Below are 21467 nucleotides of genomic sequence, written 5' to 3' on the forward strand. Positions count from 1 at the left end.
AAGTCCCTATGCCTGCGACCCTGAGCAAACCCCTCGCACCTTCCTGGGTCAGCCGATTCAAGGAACAGAGTCTGGAACGTGGCCGCCGCTACGCGCTGGAGAATCGCGTCAGAATTGTCGAGGTTGCAGACGCCACGATTACGGCGGCTTGCGAAGGCTCCGGCGGTAACGTTTACCGTCAGACCATTCGCCTGCGCGAGTCAGCCAAAGCCACCCTGCTGATGGTCGATGCAACCTGCACCTGTCCGGTCCGCAGCAACTGCAAGCATTGTGCGGCCGTACTGCTGAAAGTTCAGGAAACCCTGGCTTATCCTGCCGCCGCACAGGACGCCGAACTGCTGGAAAAACTTCAGGCCGTTCTGGAAAACCGCGGGCCGAAAGCGTCGCCTCAGGTGCTGGTTGAAAACGTCCAGCCGATACCGCGCCTGTGGCTGGCGAGTATCGCGTTCAGCGCCTTTGAGCCGCGCAACGGCAAGATGCAACGCTACATCCAGCATCGTGCGGCGCTGTCCTTCAGCTATCTGGATGAGTACGTCAGCGGACAGAAAAACACTGACGTGCTGATTCGCCAGGAAACCCAGACGCTGCGGATAAAACGTCATCCGGAAGTCGAACAGGCTTACAGGGAACAGTTAAGAATCCTCGGCTTCAAGATCGCCACCCGGCAAAGCAAGGCCTTGCCGGAAAGCGCGGGCGAACTCTATGAGATGGTCAATGACAGCGCCTGGCTAACCTTTACCCTCAATGAACTGCCGAAGCTGCGCGCCCAGAATTGGGAGCTGCAGATTGATGAGGATTTCGGTTTCGACCTGACCGCCGTTGACGATTGGTACGCCACCGTAGAACAGGTACCGGAACGTGACTGGTTTGATCTGGAACTGGGGATCATCGTCAACGGCGAGCGCCTCAGCCTGCTGCCGATCCTGCTCAACCTGATGCGCTCCCACACCGAAATCCTCAACCCTGAACGCCTCGCCCGACGCCGCGACGACGAGCTGATTCTGGTGAACATCCCCAATCGCCCGAACTCTGAGCACGGCCCGCTGCAAGTCGCCCTGCCCCTCGGTCGCCTGAAGCCGGTACTTGCGACCCTCGGTGAGTTTTATCTGCAAGACCCCGGCGAGACGACGCTGCGCCTGAGCAAGGCTGATGCCATTCGCTTGAACCCGCTGGAAGACATGCCGCTGCTTTGGGAAGGTGGTGAGCAGATCCGCACCTTCGCCCAGCGCCTGCGGGACATTCGCGATTACACGGCGGTCGCCCCCGAAGGTTTGAACGCGACCTTGCGTCCGTATCAGCTGGAGGGGTTGAGCTGGATGCAGTCACTGCGCCAACTGGAGGTCGGCGGCATTCTCGCGGATGACATGGGCTTGGGAAAAACCCTGCAAACCCTGGCGCACATTCTCATCGAGAAAGACGCTGGACGCCTGGACCGGCCGTGCATGGTGGTGATGCCCACCAGTCTGATCCCCAATTGGCTGGACGAAGCGGCACACTTCACGCCGCAGCTTAAGGTGCTTGCGCTGTATGGCGCCGGGCGCAAAAAGCACTTCGAGCACCTCGCAGACTACGACCTGATCCTGACCACCTATGCGCTGCTGCCCAAAGACGTCGAGCGACTGGCCGCGCAGCCATTGCATGTACTGGTTCTGGACGAAGCGCAGTACATCAAGAATCCGAACAGCAAAGCCGCCCAGGCTGCCCGCGAACTTAACGCGCGCCAACGTTTGTGCCTCAGCGGCACGCCGCTGGAAAATCACTTGGGCGAACTGTGGTCGCTGTTTCACTTTCTGTTGCCGGGCTGGCTCGGCGACGTCAAAAGTTTCAACCGCGATTACCGCGTACCCATTGAAAAGCGCGGCAGCGAAGTCAGACTTCAACACCTCAACGGTCGGATAAAACCGTTTTTGTTGCGCAGGACCAAAGAGCAAGTGGCCACCGAGCTGCCGCCGAAAACCGAGATCATCCATTGGGTGGAACTCAACGAAGCCCAACGCGATGTGTATGAAACCATGCGATTGGCAATGGACAAGAAAGTCCGCGACGAAATCACCCGCAAAGGCGTGGCCCGCAGTCAGATCATCATTCTCGAAGCATTACTGAAATTGCGCCAGGTGTGCTGCGATTTACGCTTGGTCAACGATGCTGCACTGCCACCCAAGGGCAGCACCTCGGGCAAGCTTGATAGCCTGATGGAAATGCTTGAGGAGTTGTTCGAGGAAGGTCGCCGGGTTCTGCTGTTTTCACAGTTCACTTCAATGTTGTCGCTGATCGAGATCGAATTGACCAAACGCGGGGTGGCCTACGCGATTTTGACGGGACAGACCCGTGACCGACGCACGCCGGTGAAAGAATTCCAGAGCGGCAAGCGTCAGATCTTTCTGATCAGCTTGAAGGCTGGCGGCGTAGGTTTGAACCTGACCGAGGCAGACACGGTGATTCACTACGACCCGTGGTGGAACCCGGCGACTGAAAACCAGGCCACCGACCGCGCCTATCGCATCGGGCAGGAGAAACCGGTGTTTGTGTACAAGCTGATTGCTCGCGGCACGGTGGAAGAGAAGATTCAGCATCTGCAGAAGGAAAAATCCGACCTGGCGGCGGGCGTGCTGGATGGACGCTCGGCTGGAGACTGGAAGTTGCAGAGTGATGATATTGAAGCGTTGTTCGCGCCGTTGCCGGACAAGCTGGAGAAGCGCTGAGGTCTTCAGCGCCGGGTAGACCGCCTTCGCGGGCAAGCCCGCTCCCACCCTTGATTTCCTGTGTTCATACATTTGTGTACAGCACAGGCCAAATGTGGGAGCGGGCTTGCTCGCGAAGGCGTCAACCCGATGAAAGTGAGGCTCAGCCCTTAAGCACCCGCGCCAATGTCGACTTCACCTTGCCCATTCCCTCAAGCAACGCCTGCTCGATCTCGGCCATGGTGATCACAGCCGTGGTCTTGCCCGCCGCCGGGTTCACCACCAGCGCGAGACAGGCGTAATCCAGTTCCAGCTCGCGGGCCAGTGCCGCTTCCGGCATGCCGGTCATGCCGACGATATCGCAGCCATCACGTTCCAGTTTCGCGATTTCAGCTACGGTTTCCAGACGCGGACCTTGGGTGCAGGCGTACACGCCCTGATCGCTGTAAGCGACGCCCTCAGCCGCCAGCGCCGCAATCAACTGCTGGCGCAGCGGTTCGCTGTAAGGAAAACTGAAATCGATGTGCGTGACGTGTTCCAGGTCGCTGGCGAAATAGGTGTGTTCACGACCACTTGTGTAATCGATCAACTGATGCGGGACGCAGAAATGTCCGGTGCCCATCGCCGAGTGAATGCCGCCAACGGCATTGACTGCCAGAATGGCTTGCGCACCCGCTTGCTTCAACGCCCAGAGATTGGCGCGATAATTCACCTGATGCGGTGGAAAGCGGTGCGGATGGCCGTGGCGTGCCAGGAACAGCACTTCCTTGCCGGCGTATTCCCCGATCTGCACATCGGCAGAAGGCGCGCCGTAAGGAGTATCAACCGCCAGTGACTGGCGAATGCTCAGGCCTTCGAGTTGAGTCAGGCCGGTGCCACCGATAATCGCGTAAACCGTCATAACGTAAAGTCCTTATTCAATCAGTTGGGCGTCTTTGAGCGCACCGATGGCCGTCAGCCAACGTGGGTCCTGACGGTATTCAGTGCCGGCATACGACTGCCCGCGCATTCGCGCAATGCGTTCGGAAGGTCGGACTTTCAGGCGCTGCGCCGCGCTCAAGGCGAGCTCGGCTGCCGCGCGATCGTTACACACCAGCCCCATGTCACAGCCGGCCGTCAGTGCGGCTTCGATACGGCTGGCAGCATCGCCGACCACGTGGGCGCCGGCCATGGACAAATCGTCGCTGAAGATAACCCCGTCGAACTGCAATTCGCCGCGCAGGATGTCCTGCAACCAGCGCCGGGAGAAACCGGCGGGCTGTGAATCGACTTGCGGGTAAATAACGTGAGCAGGCATGACCGCGGCCAATTGCTTGCTCAATTTCGCGAAGGGAACCAGGTCGTTGGCGCGAATCTCGTCGAGACTGCGTTCGTCGTTGGGGATCGCCACGTGCGAATCTGCTTCGGCCCAACCGTGCCCCGGAAAGTGTTTGCCGGTGGCGGCCATGCCAGCACCGTACATCCCGCGGATAAACGCACCCGCCAGCAGCGCGGCGCGTTGCGGGTCGCCTTCGAACGAGCGGGTGCCGACTACGGCACTGCGCTGGTAATCGAGGTCCAGCACCGGCGCGAAGCTCAGGTCGAGGCCAACGGCCAATACCTCGGTTGCCATGATCCAGCCGCATTGCTCGGCCAAATATTCAGCGTTCGGGTTGTCAGCGATGGCGCGCATGGCCGGCAGGCGAACGAAGCCTTGCCGCAGACGCTGAACCCGACCGCCCTCCTGGTCCACCGCCAGCAACAGATCCGGGCGAATGGCGCGGATGGCGGCACTCAGTTCACGAACCTGACGCGGGTGCTCGATGTTGCGGGCAAAGATGATCAGGCCGCCGACTTCAGGCTGGCGCAATAATTGGCGATCTTCGGCCGTCAGCCAGGTACCGGCGACGTCCACCATCAACGAGCCTTGCAGGCCAGCAGTCATAAGAATTCCTTGAAAACAAAAAGACCGGTTCGCACGCTTGCTCCGCCATGGGTTGTACCCGGCAGGTCGGCAATATCAGTGGGAAGCGGGTTCAGAACGAGAGTCGGCATGGGCGGCTAGCTTAACGGATGTCAGCTGCTGCGCCCACCCGTGCGCAGTCAAACCTTGGCGGCAATCGGTGTCGATTTGCTACGTGGTCGAAGTTGCGCGGTGGCCATCGCCGTGTCGGTCACGCCGGTTTCGGCACGCATGCCGGCAGCCAGGAATGGCACCATCAGACGCATGACTTGTTCAATGGACGTGTTGACGCCGAAATCAGTCTCGGCAATGGCCCGCAGTGCTTTGATGCCCGACATGCTGAACGCGGCGGCTCCAAGCATGAAGTGCACGCGCCAGAACAGCTCGATAGGCGGGATACGCGGGGCAGCTTCATTGACAAGCATCATGTAACGGCGGAACACCTTGCCATACATGTCTTCGAGATAACGGCGCAGGTGACCCTGACTCTGACTGAAAGCGAGTCCGAGCAAACGCATGAAAATAGACAGGTCGTTGCCGCTGCGTGGCTGCACCACGAGCGCTTGCTCGACGAGGATTTCAAGCAGCTCTTCGAGGGACGGTTTGTTTTCGGGTTTGGCCTGACGGCGCTCAAGCTCTTTATCGAGACTCAGACAGAACGGCCCCAGGAAACGCGAGAAGACCGCCTGGATCAGAGCCTTCTTCGAGCCGAAGTGATAATTCACCGCAGCCAGATTGACCCCAGCTTTGCTGGTGATCAGACGCAAAGAGGTTTCAGCGAATCCTTTTTCCGCGAACAGCTGTTCTGCAGCATCGAGAATGCGTTCAACGGTTTCCGACTGGGCCATGGCTACTCCGCCTGACAAACACTTGTTTGAAACATACGTTTTCAGCCCAGCCCTTGTCAAGCCTGCCGGTCCGTTTTGGGAATGGTCGGTCAGCTATTTAACCACACAACTCGACGTTGTTAATCAGCCGCTGGATTGACCGTCCGGCGCCGAATGAAAAAAGGGGCATTGCCAAGAGCTTTCTACTGTATATAATCCCAGTCACTGTATAAAAAGACAGAGCGATCAATATGCTAAAGCTGACGCCACGCCAAGCAGAGATTCTGGCCTTCATCAAACGCTGCCTCGAAGACAACGGCTATCCGCCGACCCGTGCGGAAATCGCTCAGGAACTGGGATTCAAGTCGCCCAACGCGGCTGAAGAACACTTGAAAGCACTGGCCCGCAAGGGCGCAATCGAGATGACGCCGGGTGCGTCCCGCGGTATTCGCATCCCCGGCTTTGAAGCCAAGGCGGACGACTCGACGCTACCGATCATTGGCCGAGTGGCCGCCGGTGCACCGATTCTTGCCCAGCAACACATTGAAGAGTCCTGCAACATCAATCCGGCCTTCTTCCATCCGCGCGCCGACTATCTGCTGCGCGTGCATGGCATGAGCATGAAGGACGTAGGCATTTTTGATGGCGACCTGCTGGCCGTTCACACGACTCGTGAAGCCCGCAATGGCCAGATTGTGGTGGCGCGCATCGGCGACGAAGTCACCGTCAAGCGCTTCAAGCGAGACGGCAGCAAGGTCTGGTTGATGGCCGAAAACCCTGAATTTGCCCCTATCGAAGTAAACCTGAAAGATCAGGAACTGGTGATTGAAGGCTTGAGCGTTGGCGTCATTCGCCGCTAAAGGAGGCTTTATGCAGTTCCCACACACCTCACAGCAAGCCCAACTGCCGTTGTTCGAGGCATTCATGGTGCAGCCGATGGCGCCGATTCTGGAAGATGTGGTCAAGGCGCCCTGGAGCGCTGAACCGGATGTTTTCAGCGAATTGTCGCTACGAGGTGCGGCCGGGAATTGCCTCAACCTTCTTGCACCTGTACTGCGGGAGTTGAGCCAGGATCAGGATGCACGATGGCTGACGTTGATCGCGCCGCCGGCCAGCGTTACGCAAGCCTGGCTACGGGATGCCGGGTTGAACCGTGAACGCATCCTGCTGCTGCAACCCCGTGGCACCCAAAGCGCACAGCAGCTAACGTGCGAGGCGCTACGTTTAGGCCGTAGCCACACCGTTGTAAGTTGGTTGAACCCACTGACTACGGCATCGCGGCAACAACTGATCACTGCAGCCCGTACCGGCGACGCACAAAGCCTGAACATTCGATTAGGTTAAACAGAGTGCGCATTTAATGCGCAGGGCTTCTCCAAGGAAGAGAAGCCGGTCGGAAACGGGATCAAACCAAAACGATGAACGGGATCAGTGAAGAACCCGAGAACTTTCATCAGTGGTGAAGTCACCCTCAACCAGGCGCCCCGCCATCTGAACGCCGACGCTCAGCATCGCCTTTGCGACCTCCACGTGCTGACCCTGCAGGAAAGCCTTGGCATCCTCGGAGAAATCCAAAGTGACCAGAGAACCTTCGTCCTCGGCTCTGCGCAGCTCGATACGGCCGTCTGGTAACTCGACAATTTCTAGAAAGGACGTTGGCATAAAGGTCGGATCTCCACGAAAGGCGGCGATTATATAGGCATCAGCCAGGCTTCGCTCGGGATCTTGACCAGATGCCTACTCGAAGCGACATTTCTGACAGCACCCGTCCCTGAATTGACAGAGGATCAGGTTTCCCACCTGAGTTTTACAGCCTTAGCTCTCGCTCAGGCCTTCGCGAAAACGGATTGCCAGACTTTTCAGGCTCTGACGCCAGCTCTCAAGCTCTTCCCGAGTCAGCTCTTGCGGCACTGCTTTTTCGTCCAGGTTCACGGCCTGGATCAGCGGCTGTGTCACATCACCCTTGGGTTTATGAGGTACGCGCGGAGGCTGAAACAGAGCAGCATGGGACGACAGCAATCTTGCCAACCATGTTTCCGGGTTCTGCACCAACTCGACCATTTCGGCCATTTCAGGAATAGCGATGGCATCGAGCACTTCTCGCGTGAGCAGCATCTCCGCCCGCGGTGCGTTGGCTTGAGGCAAACGATAGAAGCCGGCAATCTCATGGCACAACCCCAGCAGCGCACCGTAAAGATGAAACAGCGCCGATTCGCGATTGGCCTGAATCAGCGCCAGCGCGTTCATTGCCCCACCCTCTTGAGCTTTGGCGAGCGCTTCCAGCGAAAGACCGGCGAAATAGATTTTCTGATTGGTACGGGTATAGAGTTCGTGGGCCATGACGGCAGCCTCCACAACGAAATAAGCGCTCAGGCAAGTCGGACAGTGTCGTGGATCACCTGCGCCTGCCGCAAGCAAAAAACAAAAAGGCCGCCTGAAAACCTAGAGGGTTTCAGGCGGCCTTTTATGTAGAAGCGGGCTTGCTCGCAAAGAACCTGACGACGGCGCGCCCATCCAGGCACGCGCCGCAAGCAGTTACGCCTTGGCTTTCGCCGGACGCTTGTCTTCCACTGTCCACTTCCCACCGTCGTAGTACGCTTTCCAGCCAGTCGGCTTACCGTCGACTTCAGTCTGCACGTACTGCTCTTTGGTCTTGCGGCTGTAGCGAATTACCGCTGGCAGACCATCCGGGTCCTTCTTCGGCGCTTCGCAAAGGAAGTGATACTTCGGATCGATCTCGTCCTTGTGCGGCACAATTTCCATGACCAGCGGAGCACGGGTCTCGCGGTTTTTCGGGAATTGACTCGCAGCCAGGAATAGACCCGAAGCACCGTCGCGCAGGATGTAGGTGTCGTTGACCTTTTCGCATTTCAGCTCAGGCATCTTCACCGGGTCCATCTTCGGCGGCGCCGCATCACCGCTTTTCAGCAGCTTGCGGGTGTTCTTGCACGTCGGGTTGGTGCAGCCAAAGAATTTGCCGAAACGGCCGGTCTTGAGCTGCATCTCGCTGCCGCACTTGTCGCACTCCAGGCTTGGACCTTCATAGCCTTTGATGCGATAGCTTCCCTCTTCGATTTCGTACCCTGCGCAATCCGGGTTATTACCGCAGATGTGCAGTTTGCGTTTCTCGTCGAGCAAATAAGCATCCATCGCCGTGCTGCAGATCGGACAGCGATGTTTGCCTCGCAGAACCAGGGATTCCGATTCGCCCTCATCGTCCGCGGCGATTTCGTCGCCCGGAACCAGATTGACCGTAGCTTTGCAGCGTTCTTTCGGCGGCAGGCTGTAACCCGAGCAACCGAGGAACACACCGGTCGAGGCAGTACGGATCTGCATCGGGCGGCCGCACGTCAGGCATGGAATGTCAGTCATGACCGGCTGGTTGGCACGCATGCCGCTGTCCGGACTTTCGGCTACTTCGAGCTTTTTCTTGAAGTCGCCGTAGAACTCATCAAGCACGTTTTTCCAGTCGCGCTCACCCTGAGCCACGTCATCGAGGTTCTCTTCCATGCCGGCCGTGAAGCCGTAATCCATAAGATTGGAGAAGCTCTCGGACAGACGCTCGGTGACGATGTCGCCCATCTTCTCGGAATAGAAGCGCCGGTTGTGCAACGCCACATAGCCGCGGTCCTGGATGGTCGAAATGATTGCCGCATAAGTCGAAGGACGACCGATGCCGCGTTTCTCCATTTCCTTGACCAGGCTCGCTTCCGAATAACGAGCCGGCGGCTTGGTGAAGTGCTGGGTCGGATCAAGCTTGATCAGCTTCATCACGTCGCCCTGGGCCATGTCCGGCAGCACGTCATCGTCGCCCGGCTTGGCGATCTGCGGCATCACACGGGTGTAGCCGTCGAATTTGAGGATGCGGCCCTTGGCGCGCAAATCGAAATCGCCAGCACCCACGGTCACAGTGGTCGACAGGTATTGCGCCGGCAGCATCTGGCAGGCGAGGAACTGGCGCCAGATCAGCTCGTAGAGGCGCTCGGCATCACGCTCCATGCCCGACAGCTTGCTTGGCTCGGTGTTGGCATCGGACGGACGAATTGCTTCGTGAGCCTCTTGTGCGCCTTCCTTGCTGCTATAGACGTTCGGATTTTCCGGCAGGTACTTCTTGCCGAATTGCTCTTCAATATAAGAGCGCGCCATCGTCACGGCATCGGCCGAGAGGTTGGTGGAGTCAGTACGCATGTAGGTGATGTAGCCAGCTTCGTACAAACGCTGGGCCATCATCATGGTTTTCTTCACGCCAAAGCCCAGGCGATTGCTTGCAGCCTGTTGCAGGGTGGACGTGATGAACGGCGCCGACGGCTTGCTGCTGGTCGGTTTGTCTTCACGCTTGACGATGCTGTAGCTGGAAGCCTTGAGCTTTTCCAGCGCGGCCATGGCCTGCGCTTCGTTCAGCGGCTTGAAGGCCTCGCCTTTTTCACGGGCGACATCGAAGCGCACGGTGGCGCCTTTGGCCGTGCCCAGATCGGCGTGAATCTCCCAGTATTCTTCAGGGATAAACGCGCGAATTTCGCGCTCACGATCCACCACCAGCTTAACGGCAACCGATTGCACGCGGCCGGCAGACAAGCCACGGGCAATTTTCGCCCACAGCAGCGGCGAAACCATGTAACCCACCACACGATCGAGGAAACGGCGCGCCTGTTGAGCGTTGACACGGTTGATGTCCAGCTCGCCAGGTTTGGAGAACGCTTCCTGAATGGCTTTCTTGGTGATCTCGTTGAACACCACGCGCTTGTAGCGGCTGTCGTCACCACCGATGGCTTCGCGCAGGTGCCAGGCAATGGCTTCCCCCTCGCGATCCAAGTCGGTTGCGAGATAGATGGTGTCAGCATCCTTGGCGAGCCGGCGCAGCTCTTCGATGACCTTTTCCTTGCCAGGAAGGATCTCGTACTTGGCTTTCCAGCCATGATCGGGATCGACACCCATGCGTGAGACCAGCTGCTTGCGCGCTTTCTCTTTGGGCGTGAGTACCGGACCCTCACCTGCGGCGGCCTTGCCACGCTTGGCAGCGGGCTCTTTGCTGGCGCTAGCCGAACCGCTGGTGGGCAGGTCTCGGATATGGCCGATACTCGACTTCACCACGTATTGGTTGCCCAGATACTTGTTGATGGTCTTGGCCTTAGCCGGGGATTCCACAATGACCAGCGATTTGCCCATGGATCAGAAAATTCCTGAATTCTAGAAGTGAAAGGCGGTTGGCGCCTGACGCGGCACCGCTATATATAGTGGCTACAAGATGAGGTCAAGCGCAGGGTTCAGCGCGCACTCAGCTTATGGCTTGGAAAAAAGGCTCGGTTCGGCCTGCACCAGAGCAAAGCGCGGCACCTGTTCGCCGTCAACTTCGACCGACTCCATGAACATGCTCAAGGGACGCACCCAAAAGCCGTAATCGCCATACAGGGCTTGGTAGAAGACCACTTCTTCTTCGGTCTCCGAATGCCGCGCGATGCTGAATACGCGGTATTGCGGACCTTTGTAATGTTGGTAGAGCCCAGGTTGTATCGGCATGGTTTGGCCCTCTCTCAACTCTTTGCAAAAATAAAAACAAAATAAATCCAGAAAAACAAAAACCGGGGCACTTGGCCCCGGCTTCCATCAACGGAACGCTTAAACGCGTTCGAAGACGGTGGAGATGCCTTGGCCGAGACCAATGCACATGGTAGCTACCCCGAAGGTGCCGCCATTCTGCTTCATCACGTTCAACAATGTGCCGGAGATACGTGCACCGGAGCAACCGAAAGGGTGACCCAGGGCGATTGCGCCGCCGTGCAGGTTAACCTTCTCGTTCATCTTGTCGAGCACTTTCAGATCTTTCAGCACTGGCAAAGCCTGTGCAGCGAAAGCTTCGTTGAGCTCGAAGAAGTCGATATCGTTGATGCCGAGGCCCGCGCGCTTGAGTGCTTTCTGTGTCGCCGGTACTGGACCATAGCCCATGATTGCCGGGTCCACACCTGCCACTGCCATCGAGCGAATCACTGCCATCGGCTGGATGCCCAGATCCTGAGCGCGTTGCGCCGACATCACGATCATGCACGAAGCACCATCAGTGATCTGCGAGGAAGTGCCGGCCGTCACGGTGCCGCCCTTTGGATTGAACGCTGGCTTCAATGCCGCCAGGCTTTCCAGGGTGGTTTCCGGACGAATGGTTTCGTCGTAATCGAACAGTTTCAGGAAACCGTTCTCGTCATAGCCCTGCATCGGGATGATTTCGTCTTTGAACTTGCCTTCCAGGGTCGCCTTGTGAGCGAGCTGGTGGGAGCGCACGCCGAAAGCGTCCTGCTGTTCGCGAGTGATGCCGTGCATTTTGCCCAGCATTTCTGCGGTCAGGCCCATCATGCCCGAGGCTTTCGCCGCGTACAGCGACATGTGCGGGTTCGGATCGACACCGTGCATCATGCTCACATGGCCCATGTGCTCGACGCCGCCGACGACGAACACATCACCGTTGCCGGTCATGATCGCTTGCGCGGCAGTGTGCAAGGCACTCATCGAAGAACCACACAGGCGGCTGACGGTCTGGCCGGCAGCTGTGTGCGGGATCTGAGTCATCAGCGACGCCATGCGGGCGATGTTCCAGCCCTGTTCCAGGGTCTGATTCACACAGCCCCAGATCACGTCTTCAACTTCGTTAGGGTCGACCTTGACGTTACGTTCCAGCAATTTGCTGATCAGGTGCGCCGACATGTCTTCGGCGCGGGTGTTGCGATGCATGCCGCCCTTGGAGCGGCCCATCGGAGTACGACCGAAGTCGACAATCACGACGTCTCTAGGATTCAAGCTCATATAGTCACTCTCACTCTAGTTGGGGGCGCTTAACCGAAGAAGCTCTGGCCGTTCTTGGCCATTTCACGCAGCTTCGCGGTCGGGTGGTACAGCGCGCCCAAATCAGCGTACTGGTCAGCCAGGGCAACGAACTCTGCCACACCGATCGAGTCGATGTAACGCAGCGCACCGCCACGGAATGGAGGGAAACCAATACCGTAGACCAGACCCATGTCGGCCTCGGCTGCGGTCTCGACGATGCCGTCTTCCAGGCAACGTACGGTTTCCAGGCACAGCGGGATCATCATCCAGTTGATGATGTCTTCGTCAGTGACGTCGCGCTGTTCGTAAACGATCGGCTTGAGCACTTCCAGTACCGACGGATCGGCGACTTTCTTCTGCTTGCCCTTCTTGTCGGTCTCGTAAGCGTAGAAGCCCTTGCCGTTCTTCTGGCCCAGGCGCTTGGCTTCGTAGAGCACGTCGATGGCCGAACGACGGTCGTCCTTCATGCGGTCCGGGAAGCCTTCAGCCATTACGTCACGACCGTGGTGACCGGTGTCGATGCCGACTACGTCCATCAGGTACGCCGGGCCCATAGGCCAGCCGAATTTTTCCATGACTTTGTCAATGCGGACGAAGTCGACACCAGCGCTGACCAGCCTGGCGAAACCGCCGAAGTAAGGGAACAGCACGCGGTTGACCAGGAAGCCCGGGCAGTCATTGACGACGATCGGGTTCTTGCCCATTTTCTTTGCGTAGGCAACGGTGGTGGCAACGGCCAGCTCACTGGACTTCTCGCCACGGATCACTTCCACCAGCGGCATCATGTGCACCGGGTTGAAGAAGTGCATGCCGACGAAGTTTTCCGGACGCTTGAGGGCTTTCGCCAGCAAGGTGATGGAAATGGTCGAGGTGTTGGACGCGAGGATGGTGTCCTCTTTGACCTTGTCTTCGACTTCAGCCAGTACGGCCTGCTTGACCTTCGGGTTCTCGACGACAGCCTCGACCACCAGATCCACATGACCGAAGTCGCCGTAGGACAGGGTTGGACGGATACCGTTGAGGACTTCAGCCATTTTCGCCGGGGTCATGCGGCCTTTATCAACGCGACCGACCAACAGCTTGGCGGCTTCAGCCAGACCTTGCTCGATGCCGTGCTCGTTGATGTCTTTCATCAGGATCGGCGTGCCTTTGGACGCCGACTGATACGCAATACCGCCGCCCATGATGCCGGCGCCGAGTACGGCAGCCTGCTTCACGTCCTTGGCGATTTCGTCGTAGGCCTTGGCCTTTTTCTTCAGTTCCTGATCGTTCAGGAACAGACCGATCAAGCTCTGCGCTGCAGAAGTCTTCGCCAGTTTGACGAAACCGTTCGCTTCGACTTCCAGCGCTTTGTCGCGACCGAAGTTCGCCGCTTTCTGAATGGTCTTGATCGCTTCCACGGGCGCCGGGTAGTTAGGGCCGGCCTGGCCTGCAACGAAACCTTTGGCGGTTTCGAAAGCCATCATCTGTTCGATTGCGTTCAGTTTCAGCTTTTCCAGCTTCGGCTGACGCTTGGCCTTATAGTCAAACTCGCCGGAGATGGCGCGCTTGACCAGTTCCAGGGCCGCTTCCTGCAATTTTTCAGGTGCGACCACTGCGTCCACTGCGCCCACTTTCAGCGCGTCTTCAGGACGGTTTTCCTTGCCGGAAGCGATCCATTCGATCGCATTGTCGGCACCGATCAGACGTGGCAGACGAACGGTACCGCCAAAGCCAGGGTAGATGCCCAGTTTGACTTCCGGCAGGCCGATTTTGGCACTGGCGGACATGACGCGGTAATCCGCCGCCAGGCACATTTCCAGACCGCCACCGAGGGCGATGCCGTTGATCGCGGCGACCGTCGGGACGTTCAAGTCTTCGAAGTCGCTGAAAATCTTGTTGGCTTCCAGATTGCCAGCAACCAGCTCGGCATCAGGCAGCTTGAAGTTCTCGACAAATTCGGTGATGTCGGCGCCGACGATGAACACGTCCTTGCCACTGCTGACGATCACACCCTTGATCGAAGCATCTGCCTTGATGGTGTCTACCGCCTGACGGAGTTCGTTCAGGGTTAGACGGTTGAACTTGTTGACGGACTCACCCTTGAGGTCGAATTGCAATTCGACGATGCCACTCTCAAGAGCTTTAACCGTGATGGCTTTACCTTCGTAAATCATCAACTGATCTCCACGATATGGAAGCTGAACAGTACACGTCGGACGCAGGCGAAGGGCTTGGCAGGGACGCTTATCGTCGATGCTACGCCCATCCACCCGGCACACCCGCCAACGCGATAGTCGGGATTCTGTAGGAACGTTATTACAGGCAAACGCTCAATTCATACGCCCGTTTGATTCGGGTACGTCACCTTCAGGGAAATCCTGACAATTGTCAATCGCCCAAAATAGGGGATGAAAGTAGACTTTCCGGTCACTTTCATACCGCCCATACTCAAAACATACGGGTGCATGTGCGGCTATTCATAGAATCAATAGTTAGAAAATTCGCCCTAATCCGCGGCAGCTTCTGTTCGAGACGCTACGCTGTTGGGACTTGGCGAGGGATTCAACGTTCAGCGAACGCTGTGCGAAGAGTTGCCAAATGAAGTTTCCGGCCTGCCTGGCCAACCCGGCCCGACGATGAATGTCGGGCTTTTTATTGCCTGAGAGCACGCCACCTCCTGTAGCAGCTGCCGAGCCTGCGAGGCTGCGTTCGGCGGCGAAGCCGTCGTAAGACAAGGCGCCCATGTCTCACAGCCGTACCGCAGGCACGATTTTACGACGACTTCGTCGCCGGACGCAGCCTCGCAGGCTCGGCAGCTGCTACAGAAGTTCGCGGTTCAGGGCTCAGGCGAGGGCTTTGAGGGTCGTATCGATTTGCTGCAAAACCGCCGCTTCGCCCTTCTCGCCCCAATACAAGGTGATCATCTGCTTGTCCGCTTCGACCTTGTAGACGTTCTCTGGCAATTTTTCGAAATGATTCAGAAGCGTCGGATTCTCACACGGTTCCTGCCACTGATTGACCCACACGCCGGGCGATTTCTGCCAGTAACTCCAGCACGCCGGCTGAGTGCCACGACGCGGCCGATGATATTGCGCGCAAGGGCTAGGCGGCTCCTGGCTCAGCCAGTGCGGCCAGTCCTGCGGCGCTAACTGCATGGCCAATCCGATGCGTCGGGCTTCCATGCGCAAAGCCATGCGCCCGCTCTGTCCACGGGATGGACGCAACCACGCCAGTGGACTCAAAACCACCAGCAGGATTGACACCACTATCCAGACCGTCATATCTGTACTCCCGATTTTTCATGTGCGCTTCGGCTCAGCTTGAAACCAACGCGCCCGAAACAAGCCATACTTACCAACATTGCAATCCTCAGGAGGAGCACCTCATGCCCTACCACCATATTCTGGTCGCTGTAGATCTAACCGAAGAGTGCGATCCTGTAATCCACCGCGCTCGCGAATTGTCAGTGAGCAATGGAGCGAAGTTGTCCCTGGTGCACATCGTCGAACCTATGGCCATGGCCTTTGGTGGCGACGTGCCAATGGACCTTTCGCAGTTGCAGCAGCAGCAATTCGATCAGGCCAAGGAGCGCCTTGAACGGCTGATGATCAAGTATCCTGAACTCTCGAAAGAGTTCAGCCACCTGACCTACGGCCAGCCGCGCCAGGAGATTCATCACCTGGCCAAAGAGCAAGGCTGCGACATGATCGTGGTGGGTAGCCATGGCCGCCATGGTCTGGCATTGCTGCTGGGCTCCACTGCCAACGACGTGCTGCATGGTGCGCCTTGCGATGTGTTGGCGGTACGCCTGGCCAACAAAAACTGAAAAAATCACTGACCAATGTGGGAGCGGGCTTGCTCGCGAAGGCGGCGCCTCATCCAACATCAAGTTGCCTGATCCACCGTCTTCGCGAGTAAGCCCGCTCCCACATTCGATCTGCGGTGCTTGGCAGATCGGCATACAACAAGCCCGGCTAAACGCCGGGCTTTTTCAGTGCAGGATCAATCAGGCATCCAGCTCGGCCCAACGTTCGACCATCACGTCGTGCTCTGCCTGCAATTGCTCCAGTTGGGCGATCACTGCAGCGGTTTCTGCAGCCGGGCGCTGATAAAAACCACCATCAGCCATTTGCGCTTCAACCGCTGCAATCTGCTTTTCCATGGCTTCGATCTGCGCCGGCAACATTTCCAGCTCACGCTGCAATTTGTAGCTGAGTTTTTTCTTGGCGACCGGTGCCTCGACTGCCGCCGCGACCGGTGCAGCATCAGCCGTCACGACAGCGGACGTCAGGTCGGCCTTGCCGGATTTGCTTTCGGTCACGCCCAGCAGACGCGCCGAGCCGCCCTGACGGATCCAGTCCTGATAGCCACCAACGTACTCGCGAACCTTGCCTTCGCCTTCGAAGACCAGGGTGCTGGTGACCACGTTGTCGAGGAATGCCCGGTCGTGGCTGACCATCAGCACGGTGCCGTTGAAAGTCAGCAAGACCTCTTCCAGCAACTCGAGTGTTTCCACATCGAGGTCGTTGGTCGGTTCGTCGAGGACCAGCAGGTTGGCTGGCTTGCTGAACAGTTTCGCCAGCAGCAACCGCGCACGCTCTCCACCGGACAGCGCCTTGACTGGCGTGCGGGCTCGCTGCGGGCTGAACAGGAAGTCGCCGAGGTAGCTGAGCACGTGCCGGCTCTGGCCATCGATGTCGATGAAGTCGCGACCTTCGGCGACGTTGTCGATCACGGTTTTTTCGAGGTCCAGCTGATGGCGCAACTGATCGAAATAGGCGACGTCGATGCGCGTGCCCTCCTCCACAGTGCCGCTGGTAGGCTGCAGACCGCTGAGCATCAATTTGAGCAGCGTGGTCTTGCCGGTACCGTTGGCGCCGAGCAAGCCGATACGGTCGCCGCGCTGCAGGACCATCGAGAAATCCTTGATCAGGAATGGACCGCCCGGGTGAGCGAAACTCACGTTCTCGAGCACCATGACCTGCTTGCCGGATTTGTCCGCTGTGTCCAGCTGAATGTTGGCCTTGCCGGTGCGCTCGCGACGTTCGCTGCGCTCGACGCGCAGGGCTTTGAGGGCTCGCACGCGGCCTTCGTTGCGGGTGCGGCGGGCCTTGATGCCCTGGCGGATCCAGACTTCTTCCTGGGCCAGCTTCTTGTCGAACAGCGCGTTGGCAGTTTCTTCTGCGGCCAGCGAGGCTTCTTTATGCACGAGGAAACTGGCGTAGTCGCCGTTCCAGTCGATCAGACCACCGCGATCCAGTTCAAGGATGCGCGTGGCGAGGTTCTGCAGGAAAGAACGGTCGTGCGTGATGAACAGCACGGCGCCCTGGAAATCCTTCAGCGCTTCTTCAAGCCAGGCAATTGCACCGATGTCCAGGTGGTTGGTCGGTTCGTCGAGCAGCAGCAGATCCGGTTCGGAAACCAGCGCCTGCGCCAGCAGGACGCGACGACGCCAGCCACCGGACAGTTCGGCGAGGGTCTTGTCGGCCGGCAACTGCAGACGGCTCAAGGTGCTGTCGACCAATTGCTGCAGACGCCAGCCGTCGCGGGCTTCGAGGTCTTGCTGAACGTGCATCAGCTTGTCCAGGTCGGCATCAGTGACGATGTTCTGGCTCAGGTGGTGATACTGCGCGAGCAGTTCTCCGACACCGTCCAGGCCTTCAGCCACCACGTCGAACACGGTCCGCTCGTCGGCTACCGGCAATTCTTGCGGCAATTCGCCGATCTTGAGGCCGGGTGCGCGCCAAACGGAGCCGTCATCGGGCTTCTGGTCGCCCTTGACGAGCTTCATCATGCTGGACTTGCCAGTGCCGTTGCGGCCGATGATGCACACCCGCTCACCACGGGCGATCTGCCAGGACACCTTATCCAACAACGGCGTAGCGCCGAAAGCAAGGGACACATCGCTGAATTTGAGCAGGGTCATGAGCTTCTCCAAAAACCGGGCGCGCATTCTACCTGACTTGAGGCTTCAGAAGGCCGGCAATTTCAACTTACGAGCACTCTGCATTAGAAATGTTGCGAACTTGTGCAGACACGGCCGCAAAGCTTTCGCCCGTCGCTGGCAAAAGGCTAAGCTACAGATTATTCAGTGTCGGCCATGCCGGTACTTGTCATGATTTCTCTGCCCGGATGTCTCATGCGCAGTCGCCTTTTCAGTCTTTTGTCGTGCTTTCTTTTATCAGCAACTGCCGTTCAAACCGCCCAGGCGGTGGACTTGTCCACCCAGCGCCAATATTACGATGAAGCCAAGCGTGCGCTGGCCAAGGGCGATACCGGCCCGTATATGCGCTACAGTCAGGCACTCAGCGACTATCCGCTGGAACCGTATCTGGCGTATGACGAATTGACTGCGCGCCTGAAAAGCGCGAGCAATGCCGAGATCGAGAAATTCCTCGCCGAGCATGGCGACCTGCCGCAAGCCAACTGGATGAAATTGCGCTGGTTGCGCTGGCTTTCCGAGCGCGGCGACTGGGCGACCTTCGTCAAGTATTACGACCCCAAGCTCAATTTCACGGAGCTGGACTGCCTCAACGCGCAATATCAGATCGGACATAACCAGAAATCGGAAGGTTACGCCAACGCCAACAAACTCTGGCTGACCGGCAAATCCCAACCGGCTGCGTGCGACGCGCTGTTTGGCATCTGGGCTGCGGAAGGCCAGTTGACCGAACAAAAACGCTGGGAGCGTGCCAAGCTTGCGGCCCAGGCGCGCAACTATCCGCTGGCGAACAGCCTGGTCAATGGTTTGACCACCCTCGCCCCGCGCGGTCGTTTGCTGATCGATGTGGCGCAAAAACCCGAGCTGCTCAATCAGCCGTCGCGCTTCATTCCCGCTGACGAACCGATGTCCGACGTGGTCAGCCTTGGCTTGCGCCGACTGGCCCGACAGGACCCGAGTAAAGCCATGGCGCTGCTCGATGGCTACGCCAGCAGCATGCAGTTTTCCCGTGATGAAAAAGTCGCGATCGCCCGGGAAATCGGCTTGACCCTGGCCAAACGCTTTGACGGTCGTGCGCTGGAAGTCATGACAAAATATGACCCGGAATTGCGCGATAACACAGTGTCGGAATGGCGCCTGCGTTTGCTCTTGCGTCTGGCGCGCTGGGACGATGCCTATCAGCTGACTCGACGTCTGCCACCTGATCTGGCGACCACCAATCGCTGGCGTTACTGGCAGGCCCGCAGCCTGGAACTGGCACAACCGCAGAATGCGGAAGTGCAGAACTTGTACAAAAACCTGGCCCGTGAGCGCGATTTTTACGGATTTCTCGCCGCTGACCGCTCGCAATCATCCTATTCGTTGAACAACAGACCGCTGGTGATGAGTCAGGCCCTGATCAACAAGGTGCGCAACACGCCGGGCGTGCGTCGGGCGCTGGAATTCCATGCGCGCGGGCAGATCGTCGACGGTCGCCGTGAGTGGTATCACGTGAGCCGCCACTTCAACCGCGACGAAATGGTCGCTCAGGCAAAACTGGCCTACGACCTGAAATGGTACTTCCCGGCGATCCGCACCATCAGCCAGGCGCAGTACTGGGACGATCTGGATATCCGCTTCCCGATGGCTCACCGCGAGACGCTGGTGCGTGAAGCCAAGGTGCGAGGCCTGCATTCGAGTTGGGTGTTCGCCATCACTCGACAGGAAAGTGCATTCATGGACGATGCCCGCTCCGGCGTCGGCGCCAGCGGCCTGATGCAGTTGATGCCGGCCACCGCCAAGGAAACCGCTCGCAAGTTCAGCATTCCGTTGGCGTCGCACCAGCAGGTGTTCGATCCGGACAAAAACATCCAGCTCGGTGCGGCGTACCTCAGCCAGGTCCACAGCCAGTTCAACGGTAATCGCGTGCTCGCCTCCGCCGCTTACAACGCCGGCCCCGGCCGCGTCCGCCAGTGGCTGCGCGGCGCGGACCACTTGAGCTTTGACGTTTGGGTGGAAAGCATCCCGTTCGATGAAACCCGGCAGTACGTGCAGAACGTGTTGTCTTACTCGGTGATTTACGGCCAGAAGCTCAACTCGCCACAGCCGTTGGTGGATTGGCATGAGCGGTATTTTGACGATCAGTGAGGATGGTTTCAGGCGCTGACAAAAATGCCTGCATCGGTTGATGCGGGCATTTTTTTGGCGATCGAATTATCTATCTTGAGGCCGCTTCGCCCAACGCAGTCAGTCGATAGCGCTGCACCGGACTTCGAGGTGAATCAGGATTTGTCATTTCAATCAGACCGGCCGCTAGTGCCGGCTTGAGATAATTGGCCCTGAACGTCGCCTTGTGCGCCAGTCCGAGCGCTACCAGCAGTTCGCTCACCTTGAGTGGAGCGCTGCCGCGAAGGGTGCGAAGCAATTTGTTTACTTGGTCGGTTACTTGGTCGGTTACTTGGTCGGTCATAATTTCAGATCCGGCCGCTTCCCCAAGCGCAAGGCTCAATGCCTGCAACATGAACTCGACAAAAGGCGTCGCTTCGCCCGATTGATCCGCCGCCGACAACGCCCTGTAGTAAGCATCCTGCTGCTCTCGAATCACCGCCTCAACTGGCAGATAAGCCAAAACCGGCCGCCAATGACTGAGTATCAATGTCTGCCAGAGTCGCCCCATACGACCATTGCCATCAGCGAACGGGTGAATAAACTCGAATTCGTAGTGAAAGACACAGCTGGTAATCAGCGGATGCCAATCAGAACTGTTGAGCCATGCCAGCAAGTCATCAATCAAGTGACTGACGCGACTTGCCGGTGGCGCCATATGCACCAGCTTTTCGCCGCGATAGATACCCACGCCGCCTTGGCGCAACTGCCCGACATCGTCAATCAGTCCAGCCATCAATAACTCATGCGCGCGCAGCAAATCTGTTCTGTTGCCGGGCTGCCAGTCCGGCATAGCCTCATACGCCAAAAACGCGTTTCTTACTTCCTGAATTTCCCGAGGCAGCCCCAACACGCGGCGCCCGGCAAGAACGGCCGTGACCTGCTCGATACTCAGCGTATTGTTCTCAATGGCCAAGGAAGCCTGAATCGTCCGGATCCGATTGCTGCGGCGCAGTTGCGGCGTTTGGCGACGAGCCTCCACAGCCGAAAGCTGACCGATTTGTTCGCTGATCTCGGCGATCAGTGCCAGCATTCGGGCAGTCAGGGTCAACGGTGGCTGATAACGGCTCATATCCTCATCCGGGCTTGCGATTCAAGGCCGACATAATGCCCGATCCCACGACCATTCAGCAGCC

The 21467-nt window shown here is 58.2% G+C and carries 17 protein-coding genes; 5 read left to right on the forward strand and 12 right to left on the reverse strand.

Translation table 11 applies throughout. From position 1 onward, the window contains the following. Window positions 1–8: 8 nt before the first annotated feature. Window positions 9–2702, forward strand: coding sequence for an SNF2-related protein (locus ACYZTS_RS23215; RefSeq protein WP_461992330.1), 2694 nt, complete (start codon window positions 9–11; stop codon window positions 2700–2702). Between the two features lie 142 nt (window positions 2703–2844). Here ACYZTS_RS23215 and ACYZTS_RS23220 read toward each other — a convergent pair whose 3' ends face one another. The 3 genes from ACYZTS_RS23220 to ACYZTS_RS23230 all read right to left on the reverse strand — a co-directional run bounded on the left by ACYZTS_RS23220 (window position 2845) and on the right by ACYZTS_RS23230 (window position 5471). Beyond that, entirely contained in the window at window positions 2845–3582 is a 738-nt protein-coding gene (locus ACYZTS_RS23220) for an S-methyl-5'-thioinosine phosphorylase (RefSeq protein ID WP_028621951.1), read from the reverse strand. 12 nt (window positions 3583–3594) lie between these two features. Next, a complete protein-coding gene (gene nagZ / locus ACYZTS_RS23225; RefSeq protein WP_177326955.1) occupies window positions 3595–4593 on the reverse strand; it encodes a beta-N-acetylhexosaminidase in 999 nt (332 codons plus the stop codon). Window positions 4594–4763: 170 nt separating this feature from the next. After that, on the reverse strand, window positions 4764–5471 hold the full coding sequence (locus tag ACYZTS_RS23230; RefSeq protein WP_461992332.1) for a TetR/AcrR family transcriptional regulator: 708 nt from the start codon (window positions 5469–5471) through the stop codon (window positions 4764–4766). A gap of 230 nt (window positions 5472–5701) precedes the next feature. Between ACYZTS_RS23230 and lexA the strand changes: the two genes are divergently transcribed. Together lexA and sulA are read left to right on the forward strand one after the other, a co-directional pair. Further along, window positions 5702–6310 (forward strand): transcriptional repressor LexA, encoded by a 609-nt coding sequence (gene lexA, locus ACYZTS_RS23235; RefSeq protein ID WP_028621954.1) that lies wholly within the window; start codon window positions 5702–5704, stop codon window positions 6308–6310. A gap of 10 nt (window positions 6311–6320) precedes the next feature. After that, a complete protein-coding gene (sulA, locus tag ACYZTS_RS23240; RefSeq protein WP_028621955.1) occupies window positions 6321–6794 on the forward strand; it encodes an SOS-induced cell division inhibitor SulA in 474 nt (157 codons plus the stop codon). Between the two features lie 84 nt (window positions 6795–6878). Here the strand turns inward: sulA and ACYZTS_RS23245 are convergent, their stop codons facing one another. The 7 genes from ACYZTS_RS23245 to ACYZTS_RS23275 all read right to left on the reverse strand — a co-directional run bounded on the left by ACYZTS_RS23245 (window position 6879) and on the right by ACYZTS_RS23275 (window position 15526). Then, window positions 6879–7112, reverse strand: coding sequence for a hypothetical protein (locus tag ACYZTS_RS23245; protein ID WP_150582097.1), 234 nt, complete (start codon window positions 7110–7112; stop codon window positions 6879–6881). Window positions 7113–7265: 153 nt separating this feature from the next. After that, a complete protein-coding gene (locus tag ACYZTS_RS23250) occupies window positions 7266–7790 on the reverse strand; it encodes a DUF6586 family protein (protein ID WP_461992336.1) in 525 nt (174 codons plus the stop codon). Window positions 7791–7985: 195 nt separating this feature from the next. Next, a complete protein-coding gene (gene topA / locus ACYZTS_RS23255; protein ID WP_461992338.1) occupies window positions 7986–10616 on the reverse strand; it encodes a type I DNA topoisomerase in 2631 nt (876 codons plus the stop codon). A gap of 114 nt (window positions 10617–10730) precedes the next feature. After that, the gene (locus ACYZTS_RS23260) at window positions 10731–10967 is read right to left on the reverse strand and encodes a DUF1653 domain-containing protein (protein WP_461992339.1); all 237 of its coding nucleotides are present in this window, start codon (window positions 10965–10967) and stop codon (window positions 10731–10733) included. A gap of 99 nt (window positions 10968–11066) precedes the next feature. Next, window positions 11067–12242, reverse strand: coding sequence for an acetyl-CoA C-acyltransferase FadA (gene fadA, locus ACYZTS_RS23265; protein WP_007944141.1), 1176 nt, complete (start codon window positions 12240–12242; stop codon window positions 11067–11069). Between the two features lie 29 nt (window positions 12243–12271). Next, window positions 12272–14419, reverse strand: coding sequence for a fatty acid oxidation complex subunit alpha FadB (fadB, locus tag ACYZTS_RS23270; protein WP_028621960.1), 2148 nt, complete (start codon window positions 14417–14419; stop codon window positions 12272–12274). A gap of 669 nt (window positions 14420–15088) precedes the next feature. Further along, the gene (locus ACYZTS_RS23275; RefSeq protein WP_461992341.1) at window positions 15089–15526 is read right to left on the reverse strand and encodes a hypothetical protein; all 438 of its coding nucleotides are present in this window, start codon (window positions 15524–15526) and stop codon (window positions 15089–15091) included. 104 nt (window positions 15527–15630) lie between these two features. Here ACYZTS_RS23275 and ACYZTS_RS23280 point away from each other — a divergent pair, with 104 nt between their 5' ends. Then, the gene (locus tag ACYZTS_RS23280) at window positions 15631–16071 is read left to right on the forward strand and encodes a universal stress protein (RefSeq protein ID WP_461992343.1); all 441 of its coding nucleotides are present in this window, start codon (window positions 15631–15633) and stop codon (window positions 16069–16071) included. A 180-nt stretch (window positions 16072–16251) separates the two neighbouring features. On the opposite strand, the gene ACYZTS_RS23285 is transcribed toward ACYZTS_RS23280, so the two are convergent. After that, the gene (locus ACYZTS_RS23285; protein ID WP_028621964.1) at window positions 16252–18171 is read right to left on the reverse strand and encodes an ATP-binding cassette domain-containing protein; all 1920 of its coding nucleotides are present in this window, start codon (window positions 18169–18171) and stop codon (window positions 16252–16254) included. A 213-nt stretch (window positions 18172–18384) separates the two neighbouring features. Here ACYZTS_RS23285 and ACYZTS_RS23290 point away from each other — a divergent pair, with 213 nt between their 5' ends. Further along, entirely contained in the window at window positions 18385–20313 is a 1929-nt protein-coding gene (locus ACYZTS_RS23290) for a transglycosylase SLT domain-containing protein (RefSeq protein WP_028621965.1), read from the forward strand. A 70-nt stretch (window positions 20314–20383) separates the two neighbouring features. Here the strand turns inward: ACYZTS_RS23290 and ACYZTS_RS23295 are convergent, their stop codons facing one another. Then, window positions 20384–21403 carry a Fic family protein gene (locus ACYZTS_RS23295; RefSeq protein ID WP_461992345.1) on the reverse strand — a complete coding sequence of 340 codons (1020 nt, stop codon included), beginning with the start codon at window positions 21401–21403 and terminating at the stop codon, window positions 20384–20386. Window positions 21404–21467 lie beyond the last annotated feature (64 nt).

Source organism: Pseudomonas sp. TMB3-21 (assembly GCF_054898145.1).

Bases quoted from the DNA above. Each gene is read 5' to 3' on its own strand.
- ACYZTS_RS23215 (WP_461992330.1), top strand. From the start codon at position 9: ATGCCTGCGACCCTGAGCAAACCCCTCGCACCTTCCTGGGTCAGCCGA.
- ACYZTS_RS23220 (WP_028621951.1), bottom strand. From the start codon at position 3,582: ATGACGGTTTACGCGATTATCGGTGGCACCGGCCTGACTCAACTCGAA.
- ACYZTS_RS23230 (WP_461992332.1), bottom strand. From the start codon at position 5,471: ATGGCCCAGTCGGAAACCGTTGAACGCATTCTCGATGCTGCAGAACAG.
- lexA (WP_028621954.1), top strand. From the start codon at position 5,702: ATGCTAAAGCTGACGCCACGCCAAGCAGAGATTCTGGCCTTCATCAAA.
- sulA (WP_028621955.1), top strand. From the start codon at position 6,321: ATGCAGTTCCCACACACCTCACAGCAAGCCCAACTGCCGTTGTTCGAG.
- ACYZTS_RS23245 (WP_150582097.1), bottom strand. From the start codon at position 7,112: ATGCCAACGTCCTTTCTAGAAATTGTCGAGTTACCAGACGGCCGTATC.
- ACYZTS_RS23250 (WP_461992336.1), bottom strand. From the start codon at position 7,790: ATGGCCCACGAACTCTATACCCGTACCAATCAGAAAATCTATTTCGCC.
- topA (WP_461992338.1), bottom strand. From the start codon at position 10,616: ATGGGCAAATCGCTGGTCATTGTGGAATCCCCGGCTAAGGCCAAGACC.
- ACYZTS_RS23260 (WP_461992339.1), bottom strand. From the start codon at position 10,967: ATGCCGATACAACCTGGGCTCTACCAACATTACAAAGGTCCGCAATAC.
- fadA (WP_007944141.1), bottom strand. From the start codon at position 12,242: ATGAGCTTGAATCCTAGAGACGTCGTGATTGTCGACTTCGGTCGTACT.
- fadB (WP_028621960.1), bottom strand. From the start codon at position 14,419: ATGATTTACGAAGGTAAAGCCATCACGGTTAAAGCTCTTGAGAGTGGC.
- ACYZTS_RS23275 (WP_461992341.1), bottom strand. From the start codon at position 15,526: ATGACGGTCTGGATAGTGGTGTCAATCCTGCTGGTGGTTTTGAGTCCA.
- ACYZTS_RS23280 (WP_461992343.1), top strand. From the start codon at position 15,631: ATGCCCTACCACCATATTCTGGTCGCTGTAGATCTAACCGAAGAGTGC.
- ACYZTS_RS23285 (WP_028621964.1), bottom strand. From the start codon at position 18,171: ATGACCCTGCTCAAATTCAGCGATGTGTCCCTTGCTTTCGGCGCTACG.
- ACYZTS_RS23290 (WP_028621965.1), top strand. From the start codon at position 18,385: ATGCGCAGTCGCCTTTTCAGTCTTTTGTCGTGCTTTCTTTTATCAGCA.
- ACYZTS_RS23295 (WP_461992345.1), bottom strand. From the start codon at position 21,403: ATGAGCCGTTATCAGCCACCGTTGACCCTGACTGCCCGAATGCTGGCA.